The organism is Spiroplasma clarkii, assembly GCF_002795265.1.
In the GTDB taxonomy this organism is placed as follows: Bacteria; Bacillota_I; Bacilli_A; order Mycoplasmatales; family Mycoplasmataceae; genus Spiroplasma_A; species Spiroplasma_A clarkii.
Window position 1 is genome coordinate 17,588 of sequence record NZ_CP024870.1, and the last position, 19,838, is coordinate 37,425.

The 19,838-nt window shown below is 31.6% G+C and carries 16 protein-coding genes; 15 read left to right on the top strand and 1 reads right to left on the bottom strand.

All coding sequences use genetic code 4. The features are described from left to right. The first annotated feature begins 41 nt into the window (after positions 1-41). The 6 genes from SCLAR_RS00080 to SCLAR_RS00105 all read left to right on the top strand — a co-directional run bounded on the left by SCLAR_RS00080 (position 42) and on the right by SCLAR_RS00105 (position 5,654). Positions 42-1,055 carry an ABC transporter ATP-binding protein gene (locus tag SCLAR_RS00080; protein ID WP_100253915.1) on the top strand — a complete coding sequence of 338 codons (1,014 nt, stop codon included), beginning with the start codon at positions 42-44 and terminating at the stop codon, positions 1,053-1,055. 96 nt (positions 1,056-1,151) lie between these two features. Next, positions 1,152-1,466 carry a DUF1904 family protein gene (locus SCLAR_RS00085; protein ID WP_100253916.1) on the top strand — a complete coding sequence of 105 codons (315 nt, stop codon included), beginning with the start codon at positions 1,152-1,154 and terminating at the stop codon, positions 1,464-1,466. A gap of 5 nt (positions 1,467-1,471) precedes the next feature. Continuing rightward, entirely contained in the window at positions 1,472-2,452 is a 981-nt protein-coding gene (dusB, locus tag SCLAR_RS00090) for a tRNA dihydrouridine synthase DusB (protein ID WP_100253917.1), read from the top strand. A gap of 12 nt (positions 2,453-2,464) precedes the next feature. Then, positions 2,465-3,973: a lysine--tRNA ligase gene (gene lysS / locus SCLAR_RS00095; protein WP_100253918.1), complete on the top strand. Its 1,509-nt coding sequence runs from the start codon at positions 2,465-2,467 to the stop codon at positions 3,971-3,973. 3 nt (positions 3,974-3,976) lie between these two features. Further along, positions 3,977-4,981 (top strand): class-II aminoacyl-tRNA synthetase family protein, encoded by a 1,005-nt coding sequence (locus SCLAR_RS00100; RefSeq protein ID WP_100253919.1) that lies wholly within the window; start codon positions 3,977-3,979, stop codon positions 4,979-4,981. Between the two features lie 55 nt (positions 4,982-5,036). Continuing rightward, entirely contained in the window at positions 5,037-5,654 is a 618-nt protein-coding gene (locus SCLAR_RS00105) for an IspD/TarI family cytidylyltransferase (RefSeq protein ID WP_100253920.1), read from the top strand. A 71-nt stretch (positions 5,655-5,725) separates the two neighbouring features. Here the strand turns inward: SCLAR_RS00105 and SCLAR_RS00110 are convergent, their stop codons facing one another. Continuing rightward, positions 5,726-7,126 (bottom strand): DDE-type integrase/transposase/recombinase, encoded by a 1,401-nt coding sequence (locus tag SCLAR_RS00110; RefSeq protein ID WP_100253921.1) that lies wholly within the window; start codon positions 7,124-7,126, stop codon positions 5,726-5,728. A 215-nt stretch (positions 7,127-7,341) separates the two neighbouring features. On the opposite strand from SCLAR_RS00110, the gene rpsF reads away from it, so the two are divergent. From rpsF to SCLAR_RS00155, 9 genes are all read left to right on the top strand, one after another. Further along, a complete protein-coding gene (gene rpsF / locus SCLAR_RS00115; RefSeq protein WP_100253922.1) occupies positions 7,342-7,833 on the top strand; it encodes a 30S ribosomal protein S6 in 492 nt (163 codons plus the stop codon). 14 nt (positions 7,834-7,847) lie between these two features. Then, on the top strand, positions 7,848-8,303 hold the full coding sequence (locus SCLAR_RS00120; protein WP_100253923.1) for a single-stranded DNA-binding protein: 456 nt from the start codon (positions 7,848-7,850) through the stop codon (positions 8,301-8,303). A gap of 20 nt (positions 8,304-8,323) precedes the next feature. Continuing rightward, entirely contained in the window at positions 8,324-8,545 is a 222-nt protein-coding gene (gene rpsR / locus SCLAR_RS00125) for a 30S ribosomal protein S18 (RefSeq protein WP_100253924.1), read from the top strand. 75 nt (positions 8,546-8,620) lie between these two features. Beyond that, a complete protein-coding gene (gene rplI, locus SCLAR_RS00130) occupies positions 8,621-9,067 on the top strand; it encodes a 50S ribosomal protein L9 (protein WP_100253925.1) in 447 nt (148 codons plus the stop codon). Beyond that, entirely contained in the window at positions 9,067-10,425 is a 1,359-nt protein-coding gene (gene dnaB, locus SCLAR_RS00135) for a replicative DNA helicase (protein WP_100253926.1), read from the top strand. Before rplI ends, dnaB begins: the two co-directional genes overlap by 1 nt. Positions 10,426-10,478: 53 nt before the next feature. Continuing rightward, the gene (locus tag SCLAR_RS00140; RefSeq protein WP_100253927.1) at positions 10,479-11,516 is read left to right on the top strand and encodes a hypothetical protein; all 1,038 of its coding nucleotides are present in this window, start codon (positions 10,479-10,481) and stop codon (positions 11,514-11,516) included. 99 nt (positions 11,517-11,615) lie between these two features. Further along, entirely contained in the window at positions 11,616-18,245 is a 6,630-nt protein-coding gene (locus SCLAR_RS00145; protein WP_100253928.1) for a hypothetical protein, read from the top strand. Position 18,246: 1 nt separating this feature from the next. Beyond that, positions 18,247-18,915 (top strand): uracil-DNA glycosylase, encoded by a 669-nt coding sequence (locus tag SCLAR_RS00150; RefSeq protein ID WP_100253929.1) that lies wholly within the window; start codon positions 18,247-18,249, stop codon positions 18,913-18,915. A gap of 13 nt (positions 18,916-18,928) precedes the next feature. After that, positions 18,929-19,837 (top strand): hypothetical protein, encoded by a 909-nt coding sequence (locus SCLAR_RS00155; RefSeq protein ID WP_100253930.1) that lies wholly within the window; start codon positions 18,929-18,931, stop codon positions 19,835-19,837. Position 19,838 lies beyond the last annotated feature (1 nt).

Below are 19,838 nucleotides of genomic sequence, written 5' to 3' on the forward strand. Positions count from 1 at the left end.
AATCATAGAGACGTTATTTAGTTTTCTGAAAGGATGAAAACATGGGTGAACCAAACAAAGAATTAGATCTTGATAAAAGTGTTCAAGCTAAGCAACCAAAAGCCGCAAAAGCACCTAAGGCTCCCAAAGAGCCCAAAGCACCAAAAGTTTCAAAAAAACCTGAAGCAAATGTAATCAAGGTTAGAGAGTATAAAAATATTGAACTTCCCGCAGTAACCGAGGAAGGAATCAAAGGTTTTAGACAAAAACTTAAAGTTCAAAGACAAGCAACTTCAAAATATTCTAAAGAAATTTTGAACGGAGCCATTATTTCAACAACAAACAGTAAGCCAAATATTCAAGAATATGTTATTGAATTAAGCAATGTAAAAAAATGATATCCAGGTGGAGAGAGTGTCACTGAAATTTTAAAAGGAATTGACTTAAAAATTGAAAAAGGTAAATTTATTGTTATTTTAGGACCATCAGGTTCTGGAAAAACCACCTTGCTAAACATTATTTCTGGTCTAGATAAAGCTAACCAAGGTGATGTTTTTGTAATTGGTAATAATCTTTCACTATTAAAAGATTCACACCTTACAAAATTTAGACGTGATAATGTTGGATTTATTTTTCAACAATATAATTTATTGTCAAATTTAACTGCAAAAGAAAATGCAGAAGTTGGTGAAAATTTAAATAGTTCAAAAGAAAAATCAATGTCAATTGAAGATATTTTTAAAACAATTGGTATGGAAGAACAAATGAATAAATATCCACACCAAATGTCAGGTGGACAGCAACAAAGGGTTTCTATTGCAAGAGCCTTGGCAAAAAATCCTGAAATTCTTTTTGGTGATGAACCAACAGGAGCTTTAGATGAAGAGATGGGTAGAAAAGTTCTAGAAACTCTAGTAGAAATTAAAGATAAGTATAGAACAACAATGATTGTGGTTACTCATAACCCGAACATTGCTGAAATTGGGGACAAGGTTATCCATGTCAGAAATGGATTAATTGATGAAATTAAAATAAACTCAAACCCAAAAAAACCATCAGAAATTGATTGATCATAGTTGCTAAAAAACACATAAAACATTATGTGTTTTTTAATTTTATGTACAAAAAAATATGAAAAAAATATATAATCAAATAGAAAAGGTGGGAAATATATGCCAATTTTAAGTTTTAGGGGAGTACCTGAAGATAGGGTCCAAGAATATTTTAAAAAAGCAGGCGAGTTAGCACAAATGATCAATTCAGATGTTAAAAATGTGGTTTTTTGACATGAACCAAGTAAGTTAATAGGAAATGGTTATGACAAGGATGCTATCTTAGTCACAATTGATTGAATTGGAAGACCATTAAAGCAGGAGGCAGTAGCCAAGCACATCTGTGATTTCTTTGCAAATGATTCAAAACACATTTACATTAAGTTCACAGAAATAAACCACTTGTTATATTTGAACACCGAACTTGTGGGTTAGTGCTTATGAAAATTAAAAATATTGAAATTAATGGTAAGTTAATTTTAGGACCAATGGCCGGAACCACAAATGAAGCTTTTCGAATTATTTGTAAAGAATATGGAGCAGCGTTGGTTTATGCAGAAATGGTGAGCACTGAGGGTTTAGTCCACAATAATCAAAAAACTAAAACTATGATTGAGGTCTCGAAGTTTGAGCATCCAATTTCTTTACAGATATTTGGATTTGATGTTAACTCATTTGTAACAGCCGCAAAAATTGTTGATGAACTTTCTGAATGTGATATTATTGATATCAACATGGGTTGTCCAGCACCAAAAGTTGCTGTTAGAAGTCAAGCTGGATCAAATTTATTAAAGTATCCCGAAAGAGTTGGAGAGGTAATTGCTGCAGTGGTTAAAAGCACTAGCAAACCTGTAACTGTAAAAATGAGAATTGGTTGAGATGAAAACAATAAAAATGTTGTTGAACTTGCAAAAATCGCCGAAGCAAATGGAGCTGCAGCAATTGCAATTCATGGGAGAACAAGAAATCAATTTTATACAGGTAAGGCTGATTGGTCATGAATTAAAAAAGTGAAAGATGCTATCAAGATCCCTGTTATTGGGAATGGCGATGTTGTGGATGGGCCAACAGCCAAGCAAATGTTTGAAGAAACGGGTTGTGATGCAATAATGATTGCCCGGGCAGCACAAGGAAACCCATGAGTTTTTAGAGAAATCAATCACTTTTTAGAAACTGGTGAAACATTACCAAAACCAACTTTTACCGAATGAAAAGAAACGGTTGCCAGGCACACCAAATTATTAATGGAAGCAAAAACTGAGGAATTTGCTATTAGAGAAATGCGCAAGCAACTATTATGATATATTGCAGTTTTAGGGAAGAACCCTATAACACTGCACATGAAAAAACTAGCAGTGGAAATACAATCATATAATGATTTAATTGACATTTTTAATTATTATGAAATAAATTCAATATAAAGGAGAAAACAAATGAAAGATAATATGGAAAGAAATTTTAGTGAACAAGAAAGAGTTCGCCGTGAGAAATACAATGACTTAGTTAGCAAAGGACGAGACCCATTTATAAATACTGTTTTTGATAGAACTCACACAACCACACAACTTAATGAACAATTTAATAAATTTTCAAAAGAAGAGTTACAAACAAAACAAACAACAAAAATTAGTACTGCAGGAAGAATAAGGTTATTTAGAGAAGCAGGAAAAAAAGCAATCTTTGCAAATATCCAAGACCAATATGGAATGATCCAAATTTACACCCGCCAAGACGAACTTGGAGACGCAGAATTTGAATTTTTTAAAGACCTAGATTTAGGAGACATTATTGGAGTTACAGGATCTATGATGAAAACCGATCATGGTGAATTAACAATTAGAGTTGAAAGTTTTAAATTACTAAGTAAGGCTTTAAAGCCTCTTCCCGATAAACATTCAGGAATTGCAGATATTGAAGAAAGATATCGTCGTCGTTATGTTGACCTAATTGTTAATCCAGAAACACGCCAAACATTCATTGATCGTAATAAAGTTATTAGAACAATTCAATCAACTTTAGATAGCAAAGGTTATATGGAAGTTGAAACCCCAATTTTACACCAACTTCGTGGTGGGGCTGCTGCTAAACCATTTGCAACACACTACAATGCTTTGGATTCAGAATTTTACTTACGTATTGCACCCGAACTTCACTTAAAAAGATGTATTGTTGGAGGCTTTGAGGGTGTTTATGAAATTGGAAGACTCTTTCGAAATGAGGGAATGAGCACCAGACATAATCCAGAATTTACAACAATTGAAATCTATGTAGCTTACAAAAATATGGACTTTGTTATGAACTTATGTGAAGAGTTAATTAGAGAAAGTGCAAAAGCTGTTAATGGGAAAACCACCCTGACTTATGGTGGTCACAAACTTGATTTAGGAAAACCATTTAAAAAATGACATATGGTTGATGCTATTAAAGAAATAACTGGGGTTGATTTTTGAAAACCAATGAGTTATGAAGAAGCTAAAAAAATTGCCAAAGAAAAAGGAGTTGAAGTTGAAAAACACCAATTCTCAGTTGGTCATATTATTAACTTGTTTTTTGAAGAATTTGTTGAAAGCACAATCATTGACCCAACATTTATTTATGGACACCCAAGAGAAATCTCACCCCTTGCAAAATTAAATGAGCAAGATTCAAGATTCACAGATAGATTTGAACTATTTATTATTAATAGAGAATATGCTAATGCCTTTTCTGAGTTGAACAACCCAATAGATCAATATGAAAGATTTTTAGACCAAATCAAAGAAGCAGAGGCCGGAAATGACGAAGCTTCAGATATGGATATTGATTTTGTTGAAGCACTTGAATATGGAATGCCCCCAACTGCTGGAATTGGTATTGGAATTGATAGACTTGTAATGTTATTAACTGGTGCTGAATCTATTAAAGATGTAATTTTATTCCCTCAAATGAAGCCAAGAGGATAAATTATGAAACACGGGATAACACTTGGTTACATTTCAAAGTTAACACCAAAAGAAACAATCATGGGGATAGATTTTGTGGTGAGTAATTTGCGAGGAAAAATCAAAAGCACTTTTAATCTTTTAGAAATTCCAAGTGCAGCCATAACTGATCGCCAACTGTGATTGAATGATGATGCCCAAGGAACTAAAAGGGTTATTGACTTTGATAACAAATCTATTGATGGATATGGTGAGGTCATCCAGTCAAACAACAAATGAAGACGTTACTTTCTTTATAAAAATGATTTCACTGAAGATGGTAGTGGTATTCTAACAAATATGACAGTTATCGAAAGAGATGTTAAGGTTGATAACAGTTCATCAATTTCATATGAAGAAATGGGAATTGAAATTGTTAAGGACAAAAAAGATGATAAAGAAATTGTTGAAGTTGCTTCAAAAATCTTTTCAACTATTTTTGAAATTGATAATGAATGTAGCAAAATGTTCCCAACATTAGAAAAAAATCACTTTGGTAGCACTCTAACTTTTGTGACTTACAAGAAACTAAAAGAGCTGTACCCACTGATTTCTTTTAAAGATAGATTAAACCGTTTTGCAAAAGATAATGGTTCATTTGTAATTCAAGATTACATTGAGAAAACAAATAGCCAAAACAGTACCCAACAGTTTTCAAGTGATGTTTTTGATTTTAAATCTTATGCCAAGATTTATTATTATAATAAAAGTTGCGAGAAAGTTATTAGTGCTGGGTATGTTGCCTACCAAGTGGATCGTGATACTTATAAAAATCAAAACACAATTTTAAAAGAATCTCAAAAATCTGAAACAATTTACAATCACCTGATTAAGTCTGACCAATTGCCACTAACTTTAACATGTGGAATTTATGTAAATAGAATCATGATGGGTTTTTTGGAAAAACAACACATTGCTGAAGTGTATCCCTCAATTTGAAGTCAGGAATTTGTAGACTATTGTAATACAAATAACATTAATATTTTGTAACCTTTTTGCTAAACAAAAAGGTTTTCTTTTATAATTAGATTAAGGAGTAGGAAAAATGTTTGATGTAGTAATTTTAGCAAATGGTCAAAGTATTCGTTTTGGTGAAAATAAATTATTAGCCAAAATTAATGAAGAATTATTAATCTTAAAAACAATTAAATGTTTTTTTGATCTTGAAGGTTTACAACAAATTATAGTTGTTGGCAATGAACAAATTAACAAACAATTACAAAAATTTGAACTACCAAACTTGGTTTTCACAGTTGGGGGTCCGACTCGAAGTTTGTCGGTTGCTAGAGGATTAGAAATGGTAACAGCACCAAATGTTTTGATTCATGATGGGGCCCGCCCATTTGCTTCTAAAAAACTAATTACAGATGTTTATAAAAATCTAAAAGCATTTGATGTGGTAGTTCCAATTCAAAAAGTAGTTAATTGCTTAAAAAAAATAGTTAATGTGGAAATTTCAACAGTAAACAGAGATGAATACCTAACAACCCAAACACCTCAGGGGTTTAGAACCAAAATTATCAAAGAAGCCTTTGTAAATGTTGATGCAAATTGAAATGATGACTGTCAAGCAATTGAAAATAAGGGTTATAAAATTAAAACAGTTTGTGGAGAAAGTGAAAATATTAAAATAACTTATGCTGATGATTTAAAAAATCTTTAAAATGTTGTGTAGCTATCAAAACAAATTTGGACTTTTAGTAATTTTAATACAACTTTTAATAAATTGCTAGTTTAATAGGAGTGCTTTTTATATCAACTTGAGTATTTTTTCTTAAAAAAGATAAAGTTTGATTGAGCTCAGACAGAGTTGTTTTTAATTTTTTGTGGCATATCTTCAGGTTTCACTCCTTCATTTTCAAGAACAACTTTTGATTTGTAGAGCATTTCATTATCAAATTCAATCATACTATAATAGTTATCACCAAGTGATGCGATAAGGTTACCATCACAACATTGAATTATCATAATCTCTCGTCTAGGTATATTTAATGGTGTTGTGAAATTGCATATAAAGTACTTTTTCTTTTCATAGGTAACAGTTAGATCTCTTGCAACCACTCTAATTGATTTGTGTCCCAAAATAATATTTAGATCTCCCTCAAATTTTTTGAATGAATTTGTAGTAAAATCTTTTTGAAGGGTTACAACATGATTATTTAAATACTCAACAAATTTTGGTAAGACTAGATTGGCCTCATTAATATTTGTGACTTTATTTTGTTCCATAAAGGTAGTGATTGTACCTTTAATGGTTTTTCAGAGCCTTTCAATCCTTGGTTTGAATTGTGGTGAAATTGATGATTGGATGTCAATACCTAAGTTTTTAGCTACAAATGCAAACTGAATTCGAGAATCTTCGGGCGAAGATTCTTTTTTTTCACTCCAAAAAGTTCTGCGTTTGTCAGTTCTTAGCACTTCAAAAGTCCCATAATTTTTTAAGACCGGTTTCAAAGCATTGAAATAACCTTCAGTAGTTTCTTGATGATCAAAATATAATCCTAAAACCTCTCCACTTGCCTCATCAATATAACCATGCAATGCCCAAATCTCCTCATCACTGAATCTTCAAAATGTAGCATCAGCTTCAACAACATGACCACGCCTTTGGGTTCTTGGCCTTGCAATATGGATATTTTCTTTTGCTCTTTCTGTAGCTGAGGAGGGAACCAGTAGACTTTGAGGTCTATTTTTCAACTCTTCTTCTTTTGCTAACAATTTGATAGTTTTTTTATGTGCCAGTTTTGAGCAATGATTTTTAGATCTTAAAATATTGTAAATATATGAATAACCCACCCACTGATAGTCATATCTTTTATCTGCTTTTAAATAGCGCATAAAATCCCTAAAATTACAGTTTAAGTACTCATCCCTAAAAATCCTGCTAATCTCTAGTGCTTGCATATGGGTTCGCTTTTGAGCATGCTTATTGTTTTTATTTTTGTGGATAAAGAAGGCCTCACCAATTTCTTTGTATTTTTTAATGGCATCATAAAACCATGATCTACTACCACCACTTTTTATCAAAAGTTCTCTTTTGGCTGCTTTATCCCTGGATAAAGCAGCCTCCCTAATAATATCTTGTATATGTTTGTTGGTTTTCATTTGTCTTTTACCTCTATAATTTCTTTTCATTTTTATTCCCTGATTTCCTTTATTATTATAATCAAGTCCAAATTTGTTTTGATAACATTTAGTCCTTTTTTGTTTTGATAACAATGTGATGATTTAAAAAATCTTTAAAATGTTGTCGCAAACACTGTAAATAATGTATAATAACTTGGTGAGTTAATTTTTAGATTAACTCCTTGCCGTATAGGCCAAAAGACCACAAGGAGAGTATTTAGTACATGATTAGAAAATATGAGATTATGTATATTGTTGATGAAGCTGCTGATCAAAAAGCAATTGCAGCAAAACTAAATGATATACTAACCGCTAATGGCGGAAAAATTCTTGCCTCAGATGAATGAGGATTAAAAGAATTTGCTTATGAAATTAACAAAAAGAAAAAAGGATTCTATACAGTTTTAATTGTTGAAACAGATTCAGCAAACATATTAGAATTCCAACGTATTGTTCGTATTGACAACAGTATCATAAGAGAGTTAGTAATTAATACTGAAACTGAAAAAAAATATATTCAGTCAACAAAATTGTCAAAAACTGACATGTCAAAATTTAAAGAAGAAAAAAAACCAACACGTAGTTTTGACAGACGTCCTCCAAGAAAATTTGAGGATAAACCAGGTGAAAGAAGACCAGCAACTGAGGCACCTAAGCCAGCTGACACACCAGAAGTTGAAAAACCAAAACCCAGCGAACCAAATTCGGCTGAATAATGAGGAGGTAAATTATGAACTCAATTAGTTTAATTGGTAGAATTACAAAAGACCCTGAATTGCGCACATCAAGTGGTGGCAAATCATTTGTCGCTTTTACTGTTGCTGTGAATGAATTTAGTGGGGGAAACCAGTACACTCAATTTATTCCATGCATTGCTTGAGAAAAAGTTGCTGAAAACATGGCAAAATTCTTAAAAAAAGGAGCACAAATTGCTGTTGAGGGATCTTTAAGTGTTCGTCAAGAAAATGCCAATGGTCAATACAACACAATTGTAAATGTTAGAGCATCAAGAGTTCATTTTTTAGGAGGAGCAGCAGGAACATCACCCCAACCAATGGCGGGTGGTAACCCAGTTCCTCAACCTCAAATCCAAAACCAACAAATTCCATCAAATAACATTGAGTTTGACTTGATTGACGACAATCAATCAGCAAAAGATGATGACTCAATCTTATGAGATGATTAATTTAAAAGGAGAAATAGGTTATGAAAAAATTTGTAAGAAGAAAAAAAGTAAACTTCTTTGCTAAAAACAACATAGATTATATTGACTATAAAGATGTTGAATTATTGAAAAAATTCATTTCTGGAAATGGACAGATTTTACCAAGAAGAATTACAGGTACTTCACCAAAACACCAAAGAATGCTGGCAACTGCAATTAAAAGAGCCAGAGTTGTTGGATTGCTACCATTTGTTGTTCAATAATTATTAATAAACATTTAAGTGCCTAAAAAATGGGTGCTTTTTTAATACTTTGATATAATAATTATGGTGATAAATATGAAAGTAATATTAATTAAAGATGTTAAAAATTATGGACAAAAAGATCAAATTGTTGAGGTTAGTGATGGTTATGCAGCAAATTACTTAATTCCAAAGGGGTTTGCCATAAAAGCAACCAAAGATGACTTGAGTCATTTGAATGTTAGACTAAAAAAAGAAGAACAAGAAATTTCAGGACAGAAAATTAAAAATGATTTGTTAAAAAAAGAAATTGAAGCTATTGAATTAAAGTTTCATCTAAGGGTTATGGATAAAAAACCTTTCGGAACTATTTCATTAACTCAAATTTGTGACAGACTTAATAAAGAATTTGGTTTAAACATAGATAAGCGTAAATTTGTAAGTCATGAAAACTTAAATAAGCTAGGTTTGCATTACTTAAAAATTAAATTAGACTTTAAAGTTGTAGCAACTTTAAAAGTCCTAGTGGAAGGGAAAGAATAATGACAAATGAATTTGAGGTAAATTCCATCAACATACTTTTGAATGCTGAAAAATATGTTTTGGCAGTTGCAATGCACTCTCCAAAGGCATGTTTTGAAATTATTACCCAACTTGAGCAAACAGACTTTTCTTCTGATGCTCACAGTATAATTTTTGAAACTATTCAAGAAGTTTCTCAAACAGGAACCAAGGTGTCAAGTGCAACTGTTATCAACAAGTTACAAGAAAACAAGTTGTTAGCAAAAATTGGGGGAATTGAAGCCATAACTGATATAAACTCATTTTATATTACAGATGAGGGATTTGAAGACCACATTGAAGTAATTTTTAAAAGTTCAATGGGAAGACAATTAGACAGAGCAATTGGTGAAATCAAGCAACTTCGTGATAGTAGATCACCAGTTCTAGATGTTTTTATGGCTGCCCAACAAAAAATTATGGGAATTAGAACTGAAATTAAAAAGGATGATGCAGTTCCAATTAAAGAAACAGTTGTTGAAGTAATTAAAAAAATTGATAACTTGCAAAATAGTGGTGGGTCACTAATAAATGGTATACCTTCAGGATTTACAGATATTGACAGTATTACCAATGGCTGACAAAAAGGAGACTTTATTATTTTGGCGGCTCGTCCATCAATGGGTAAAACTGCCTTTGCTTTAAACTTAGCAACAAATGCCGCTAAAAGAAACAAGGGTGTTGTCTTTTTTTCACTAGAGATGCCCAAAGAACAACTTGTACAAAGAATTTTAGCCTCAGAATCAACAGTGGATTCAAACTTGTTGAGAATCCCTGCAGGTTTAAACCAAGATAAATGAAAACTTATTACTAGTGCTGGGGATAAAATCCAAAAGATGAATATTGTTATTGATGATACCCCTGGACTTAATGTTATGCAAATTCAGTCTAAGTTAAGAAAGATCAAAAGAGATTTTGAGATTGAAGTTTGTTTCATTGATTATTTACAATTGATTTCATCAGTTAACAACAGATTTGATAGTCGTCAAAATGAAGTTGCTGCAATTTCTCGTCAATTAAAGTTAATTGCTAGGGAATTAAACATCCCAGTTATTTGTTTATCTCAACTTTCACGTAGTGTTGAAAAAAGAGAAGAAAAAACACCATTAATGTCAGACTTGCGTGATTCAGGAGCCATTGAACAAGATGCCGACATTATTATGTTCTTGTATCGTGAAGATTATTATGCAAAAAGAGAAGAATATTCAATGCAAAGCGGCAGTCAAGTTGAACCAACTGATGTAATTATTTCAAAACATCGTAACGGTGCAACTGGAACAGTAAAAGTTCAATTTGCAAAAAATTGTGGTAAATTTATGGACCAATCAAAAAATAACTAAAAATTGTTAAATTTTAACATATAATATATAGGTACAAAAAAGGAGAAATAACTATGAAAAAATTACTATCTGTTTTAGCTGGGGTTGCCATATGTTCATCTTCACTTACTAGTGTTGTGGCATGTAGTGTAAGAAAAGAACTAATGACAGTACTTGTTAATGGAGATGAAGATACTAATACAACCGATTATGACACAAACTTTAGAAAAGGAATGTTAGCTGACGGTGTTTATCAGCTTATGAATGCAGTTACCTACACTCCAAGTAAGTACCAAAATGCTGAAAAAAGAGCAGCATTTGAAAAAGTTCTTGGTGAAAGTGGTCAAGCCTTATCAATAAGTAAAGTTTTTGATAACAAGCCAGATAAAACTGATGATGAAAAAGAATTTTGAGCTTCATATTGAGCTGCTCGAAACACTAATTTTAGAACCTTTTCATTTGCAGATAGTAACATTGGAACCTACAAGTTAAAAGATGTCAAACCCTTTTTACAAACTATAGTAGTTGATGCAAGTGGTGATGAAACTAAAACAACATATGAAGAAATTACAGTTTCAGATAAAACCATTGGAGACTATACAAGTGATGATGAAACCAAATCCCTTTTTGATGGTTTTAAATTTGATGACATTAAAATGTTGGGTTTTAAGCCTGAAACCCTGACTAATGTAGTGCCAGAACCTGAAGAACCTGAATCAGATGATGCTTTGGCAATTAAAGAGTTTACAGATGAGCTTGCAATTAATCACAAAGAGAATAATGAACTTAATCTAAAAACTTTGTATTATTCAAAAACCTCAACCAATAGTTTTGACTTAACTTTTAATGACCCAGGTGAAAAAAATGATGAGAAAAACTTTAATATTAACTACTCAATTTCAGCCGGAATGATTATTAGATGAAATATTGGAAGAGTGACCTTGTCAGCAGATACAGAGAACAAGGTAACCACAAGCAAATATGCTTACTGATTTGAACCAACAAAATACCAATTTAGTGTTCAAGAAGTCTCAGATCAAGGTACCGAAGACATGTTTAGGGGAATTGACTCAAACCCAGAAGAAATTAATGTTACAATAAAAAGAAGCTAGCTAAAATACCTTAATAAAGGTATTTTTTGCATTCCTTTATTGTTTAAATCAAATATAATTTATGAGATAATAATTTAAGATTGAACTTGGAGGTAAACTATGAAATTCTACATAAAAAGAGATAAAGAGATGTATGTTGTAGTTGATGCATTGATAAATCAACCAGTTGCCTCTTTTATTGATGAGCAAGATGCTCACAAATTTATCCAGTCTTTAATAAAATTGCCTACCAAAAAAGCTCCCTTTGAATTTATTAACAAAACTTTTCCTGGCAAAATGAATCTGGTTACTGATGAGGGACAAACTCAAGAATGGTCAAAACAAAAGTTTAATGCAAATGATTTAACTGATAAAAAGTTTTTACAAGAAACCATCAGAAATATTAATAATAAAACCAATTCTCAAAAAAACTATATGAAAAGTTTTGAACAAGAGAGAATTGATGAAAACTTCATTCGCCGAATTGTTGCTGAAATGCAATTAGATTTTTTATTAAAACAAGGTCAACAAATTGTTCAAGTTAAAGAACCAATTTACATTGGAGGTTATCCGCAATCTGCCAGCAGAAATGAAAACTTTAGTGATCGATGACAAGATGACTATGATAATAAAAAAAGCCAACAGATCAATCGTTCAAGACAAAGAAATTACTTTGAGAACATAGAGGATATGGAAGAAAATTACATTAACCAGCACAACAACAGAGTTAATAATAATTTTGATGAGTTTAGTAATGATTCTAGATCCCAAGCTCGTTACAATGATTATCAACAAGCCAGAAACTATGAAGCAGACACTACTAACCAAAGCTATCAACAACAAAGTCGCCATAAAAACCAGGCTGAAAGATATGCAAATTCAAGTGCAGATAGCCAACAATATCAAAATCGCTTTGACTCGAAGTTTGACAACCATTATGATGAAACTGCTGAAAATAAAAGAAGATACAATCAAAGACAAGATTTTGCTGATACCAACAAATCACAAAGTTCATTTGATGCTAGAAACCAAAGTGCTCATGATTCAAGAGTGGGGAATACAGCCTCAAATCATGATGAACAAAAAAGCTATGAAATGAATCAAGCAAAGTCTAATAATAGAATGTGAAATGAAGAGAGAAATTCTAATAATCTAAATGATAGAAGATTCGATGAGGAATATAGCAACCAAAGAGGATTTAGATCAAAAAACACAAATGCCATGGATGAAAATTATCAAGAAGCATTGCGCAAAGAGAAACAAAAATTTCAAAACCAAGAAGACATTGTTGATAACAATGATTTTAGTGCTTCTCAAAGTTCATATAAGAACCAAAGACAAAATGAAGCAAACAGAGAATGAAATGATCAAAACCATTATTTAGATAATAATTCAAGAAATTATCAAAATCATTCAAATAAAAGAGACAACTATGCTAATGGAAATAGCAATAATCAAAGTACTTTGAATAATGAAAAATTAAATAGAAGTCGAAGCAATTCTGATGAGCGTGGAAACGAAAGCAACAATAGTCATTCTAGTGATGAGGAGTACTATTCGAATAATAATGATCACCGAGATTCTCAAAGCAGTTCAAAGTTTAACGACTCAGCACATGATGATTATTTAGGAGTTAATGATAAAAATTCAAGATCAACAAAATCAGAAGACAGTAACTCTAAATATGACAAAAAAAAATCAAATCAAAATAAATTTCAAGCATCAAGAGATGGCAATGATTTTTCAGACAGCAGCAACTATCAAAATTCAAAAAATGATTCTAGATTTAATGATTCAAAAAATAATTTGAGATCTAATCAAAACAAATCTGACTCAGCACATAATGACTATTCAGAAGACAATAATAAAAATTCAAGATCTACAAAATCAAAATCAATGAGAAGCAATGATGATTTTTCAGAAGATAGAGATTATCAAAGTGGATCTGAATTTGGCAACTCAAAAAATGAATATGATTCAAAATCTAAATATGATAAAAAAGATTCATCATATAACAATCGCTTTAATGAAAATTCAAATAAAAACAGATCTCAAACATCAAGGGATGACAATGATTTTTCAGACAGCATCAACTATCAAAATTCAAAAAATAATTTGAGATCTAATCAAAACAAATCTGCATCAGAATCTGAATTCGACAAAAGAAACTTGGCAAACAAATCTGACTCAGCACATGATGATTATTTAGAAGCTAATAATAAAAATTCAAAATCTGCTAGCAACTTTGATTATTCTGATAATGTTTCAAATCAAAATAAATCAAAATCAATGAAAAGCAATGATGATTATTCAGATGACAGAGATTATCAAAGTAACTCTGAATTTGATAGTTCAAAAAATGAATATGATTCAAAAGCTAAATATGACAAAAGAAATTCATCATATGATAATCGTTTTGATGAAAACTCAAATAAAAACAAATCTCAAGCATCAAGGGATGACAATGATTTTTCAGACAGCAATGACTATCAAAATTCAAAAAATGATTCTAGATTTAATGATTCAAAAAATAATTTGAGATCTAATCAAAACAAATCTGCATCAGAATCTGAATTCGACAAAAGAAACTTGGCCAACAAATCTGACTCAGCACATGATTACTATTCAGAAGACAACAATAAAAATTCAAGATCTGCAAAATCAAAATCTGATAGTGATTTTGATAATGTTTCAAATCAAAATAAATCAAAATCAATGAGAAGCAATGATGACTATTCAGAAGACAAAGATTATCAAAGTAACTCTGAATTTGATAGTTCAAAAAATGAATATGATTCAAAATCTAAATATGACAAAAAAAATTCAAATCAAAACAAATCTCAAGCATCAAGGGATGGCAATGATTTTGCAGATAGCAACAACTATCAAAATTCAAAAAACGGTTTGAGATCTAATCAAAACAAATCTGACTCAGAACATGATGATTACTTAGACAATGATTTAGATCAAAACAGATTTCAATCAATGAAAGAAAGCAAAAACCTTAGAGATAGTAATGAGTATCAAAATTCTAATGAAAATTATCAACAAGAGAGTAAGTTTAATAACAAAGATGTAAACAAACAAAAAGATTTTAGAGAAAATAGTGATATTGTTGATAACAATGATTTTAGTGATTCTCTAAGTAAACAAGGTGCAAGAGCAGCCAACAGTAATTGAAATACTGAAGATGCTAAATTTTTTGAAGATGCAGTCAATGCTCAATTAAGCAGAGAAAAAGAAAACAACAACAAAAAAGCCAAGAGTGCTGAATCAGATCTTGTTGAATCAAGAGGTGCTAATGAAAAAAAACAAATAGTTGTAGATTCAGATACAAACAGAATAAGTGATGAGGATTTTCATGCTGATGATTCAAATACTGAAGAGTTTGTTGCTAACTTCGAAGAGGTTGCAAGTAAAAAACAAAATAAAAAACAAATTGATGCAAATGATTCAAACCAATCAGGAGTCAAATTAGCAGAAGATACTGATAAATTAGAAGCTAAGCCATTGAGTTGTAAAGAAAAAAAACTTGAAGAAAAAAAATTAAAAAAATTAGAAAAAGAAAGAAGACAAACCAAAAAACAAGATGAACTTGTAACTGAGCAAGAAAACAATGATCAAGAATACTTTGTTGATGATCAAAAACTAGAAGCTTTAATTGCAAAAATGAATGATAAACAAAAGGACACCTCATTTTTAAAAATTGATTCAGATGAAGCAGATGCTGAATCTAACTTAAAAAACAAAAGCATTGAAGAAACTTTAAAAAATAAAGACAAAGACACCAATGCCAAAAATGTCACTAGAGATAATGCTGATGCAAAATCAGAAGTCGATGATCAAATTAGTGAAGCTATGAAATTACTTGAAGATAGTTCAGAAACTGAACCACAAAGAAACGCAAAAGATAAAAATTCTGCAAAAAAAAGCAAAGCAAATATTGAAGACAATCAAGATGGCAAAGACGCAATTCCAGGAAATAAAACTGATGATAATATTGATATTTCTTCACCAAGAGAACTTTATTCTTCATTAATCAACACTGAAGATTTTGATGACCAAATACAACAAACATCACCAAAATCTGCTCGAGCAAATAGAAAATCACCATCATCAAAATCAGTACCGCCAATTTATAATGAACCAGAGGAATTGTTGGGAAACAGAGATGGAGTGATTGATTTTAGAAATGAAGCACAAATTAGCGATCCTGAAATTCAACAAAAAAATAAGGACTACTGAAGTTCAGATTGAAGAAAACCAGTTAAATCAAATACAAGTTCAGAACAAGAGTTTAATTCAAATGATGATGAAGCTGAGTTGAAAAATAAACCCTCAATGAGAAAACTAAATGAAGCATTTGCACAAAGCCAAGGTAAGTCTAAGAAAAGTGCCAATGCAAATGACACAATTGATGACTTTTATGATGATGACTATATTGATGAAACCAACAAAGAGAAATTATCAAATGCAAGAGGGAGTGAAAATTCTGCTGAACAATATTTTGGAGATAGACAACTTAAAAATCTTGATTCAAATTCTAGACCTTCACAATTTACTGGTAAAAATAAAGATGCAGAATATAAAAACCAAAATTTAGCAAATAACAATGGAGATTATGATGACCATGATTTTTATGCTACACCAATAAGCAATAAAGATGCAGTTAAAAATTTAGATGATGAAAGAAATCAATTAAGTAGACAAAATCAAAATGATAAAGCTACTTCTGGAAAGAATAAAACCAATCTCGGAAATAAAGGTGCAAGAACTTTTACAAGCCCAAATGATTCAGACTATGTTAATAATCTTGAAGACTACAATCAAACTCCATCAAGTCAAAGAGCAATGGGGAAACAAAATAGCAAAACACCATTAGGTCAATACCCCAACGATTTTAGAAATTCTGATTCAGGTTATGGTGATGTTAACAATCCCCAACAAACTGCTTCTGACATGAGAGCCCAAGGTCTTCAAGGTGACCCAAGTTATTTAGCAAATGATCAAAATCAATCAGCTAGAAGAAATCAAAATAACAACGCCCCAATGAATCAAGACCTTAATGATTTTAACCAAGCAGAAAATTACAAAGATGCTTCTGGAAAAAATAAAAACAATCTTGGGAATAAAGGTTCAAGAACTTTTACAAATCCAAATGACTTAGACAATGCTAATAATTTTGAAAACTATAATCAAACTCTGCTGGACCAAAGAGCAATGGGAAAACAAGGCGACCCAAGATATCTAGCAAATGACCCAAATCAATTCGACAAAGAAAACCAAAATGGCAAAGCACCATTAGGCCAACATCCAAATGACTTTAGAAATTCAGGCTATGGTGATGTTAACAATCCCCAACAAACAGATTCTGACATGAGAGCCCAAGGTCTTCAAGGTGACCCAAGATATTTAGCAAATGATCAAAATCAATCAGCTAGAAGAAATCAAAATAACAATGCCCCAATGAGTCAAGATCCAAAAGGTTTTGCAAGTCAGTTTAACAATGAAGGTGCAAGACTAAACCCTCTAACCCAAAATCAAGTAAATCCAAGCTATGATGAGGATATTGATGATTTCTATGATGACTACAAAACAGACCCAACTCCAAAATCACTGAAAAATATAGCCAACAATCTGCAAAATGATGATGACTTTTATGAAGATGATGTAACTGAATTTGATGATAATGGGCTTGAAACTAATTTAATTAATCTTGAAGAGGCAGTTCAACCAAGTCAAAATTATGGTAAAGTTTCAAGAGGAATTGGTAATGCTTATGGAAAAAACAAAAACCAAGAGCCATTGCCCCCAGGTACCCTAGATCCAAGTCAAAACCAACAGTCAGGAGTTTCAAGCCTACAAGGCAAACCTGCAAATCAATATCTTGGCAACCAACCAAATTATAATCAAGGTTCAAAACAATATCAAAGTGAAATTGATCAATTGAGGGCAAAACAAAGAGGCGGTCAAGGTTATGATGGATTGGATAGAGAACACCTATTAAATCAGCAGTTACCAACAGGTTATCCAGTAAATGTAGCAATTCAAAAATATGGAATTGATTATGAAAAATTGGGGTATAGAGACTATCAACCACCCCAAGCCCAGAACCATGCAAAAAACTTGCTTCAAAACACTGAAAGCAGTGATATTAACTTTAAGCAAAACTACCAACAGTCTGCAAAATCAGCAACTGTTGATGATTATTTAAAATACTCTGCTTCATCTCCATATATAAGCAATGGGGAATACAATGAAACATTATTCGGTGAACAAATGTTATTTGGTGGAATTATGAAATTTAACAATAATGCCGATGATGATAGTTTGGGTGAAGTGGCTGCTTTTTCAAGTGTTAAAACTATGCAGCCAAAACCTGCTGTAAGGACTCAAATCACCCCTCAACAACCAGTAACACCAAAGCCAGTAAATGATTGAAGTCGTGATTTACCTTCACTTGATGAGTTACATGAACAAATGCAAGCAAAACCACCAGCATTTTCTCAACCAGCAACACCAAAACCAGCACTTGAAAATCCAGCTCCGCAACAGGAAGTAAAACCAAGTAAAGATCCAAATGTGCTGGACTTAGGACCCATTGATGAAGAAGATGATATATTTTCAACTCCAAGAAGTGATTTGGATAAAACAAGTGATGATAAATTAACCAAAGAAGAGATGAAAGCATTGAAAAAAATTCGCAAAGACCAAGAAAAAAACCGCAACAGAAAAGCAAAGGGGTTCTAGTATGATTGGTGAATTATTTGCAAATTTAGATCTTGAGTGGTTAGAACTTTTTGAAAGAATTAATGCCAAAGAAGAAATTACTTCAATTTTGTCAAGAATAACAAATTTTGAAGAAGTATACCCAGATCAAGCAGATATTTTTAGAGTTTTTCAACTTGTAAAACCCTCAGCAATTAAGGTTGTGATTTTGGGTCAAGACCCATATCATGGTCCAAATCAAGCAAATGGGATTGCTTTTAGTGTTAAAACTGGGGTAAAAATGCCACCAAGCTTACGCAATATCTTTAGGGAATTAAAATCAGATTTAAACATAGATCGGACTGAAACTGATCTCTCAGATTGGGTAAAACAAGGAGTTTTCTTGTTAAATTCAAGTTTAACAGTTCAAAAAAATAAACCCGGATCACATTCCAAATTAGGTTGAGAAAACATCATAATTAAAATTTTACAAGAGTTATGCACAATAAACCCGAAAATAATTTTTTGTTTATGGGGAAATCAAGCAAAAAAGATTTATAATAATATAAGATGCATTGGAGTAGAAGTGTTGGCCTCAGCCCATCCCTCTCCATTCAGTTTTAAGAGAGGTTTTGAAAACTCAAAGCCATTTTCTAAAATTAATGCACTATTATTCGCTAACAATCAGTCGGTCATAAAATGAAGCAACTAGACAGGGGAAAATGATGAAAAATTTAATTGTAAAACTGCTTGAAGGAAACAATCTGGCAATTTATATGTCAGCATTAATTGGATTCTTTGTTTTAGCATATATCATATATAATAGTGTCTCTTATTTTGTTCTAAGAGAAAGGTATCATGGGATTAGATTTACCACAAAAAATATTGCTTATATTACAATGTTTACTGCTGTAAGTGTTAGTGTCACTATAGTTATTTCATTAACAGCACCAATTACAGTCTTCCCCCCAATTAGGATTGCCTTTGAAGGGGTTATGGTGAAGATTACTGGGTTTATTTTTGGTCCAATTGTTGGAGTAATTGTTGGTTTAATTACTGAAGTATTGGTAATGCTTTTTGTTCCATCATTTATTCACCCAGCTTTCATAATTTCAGTAATTTGTTTTGGATTTATTGCTGGAATAGGATCAAGTTTTCTAAGGGTTGGACATGGTAACAACTGAATCTTAATGTCAATAATAAATGTTTTCTTAATTTCTTTTACCATCTTTATTTATTTTGTCATTGAATATTCATCTCATGAAACTTTCTTAATTTTAAATGTCACTATGAATAAAAATGTCTTTAAATGAGTATTTTTATCTTCTGTTTTATCTTGTACATTTATAATTTGGGGAATTTTCATAGTCATGATGGCAACAGGTAAAAGAAAATCATTAAATGTTGCTTTACCAATTTTACTATTTGCAACAGCCACAGAGTATTTAGTAACATCAGTCATTTCCGCCTGGGGGGACAGTGAGTTTTTAGGACTGTCCAATTCAGCAGATGATGCATATATTGTAATGTTAATGTCTCGCTTGGTTCAAGCACCATTAAAAGTTGTGTTTAATACCCTAGTTTTATACTATACATATAAAGCAGTTTCACCACTGATTAAGCGAGATAGATAGG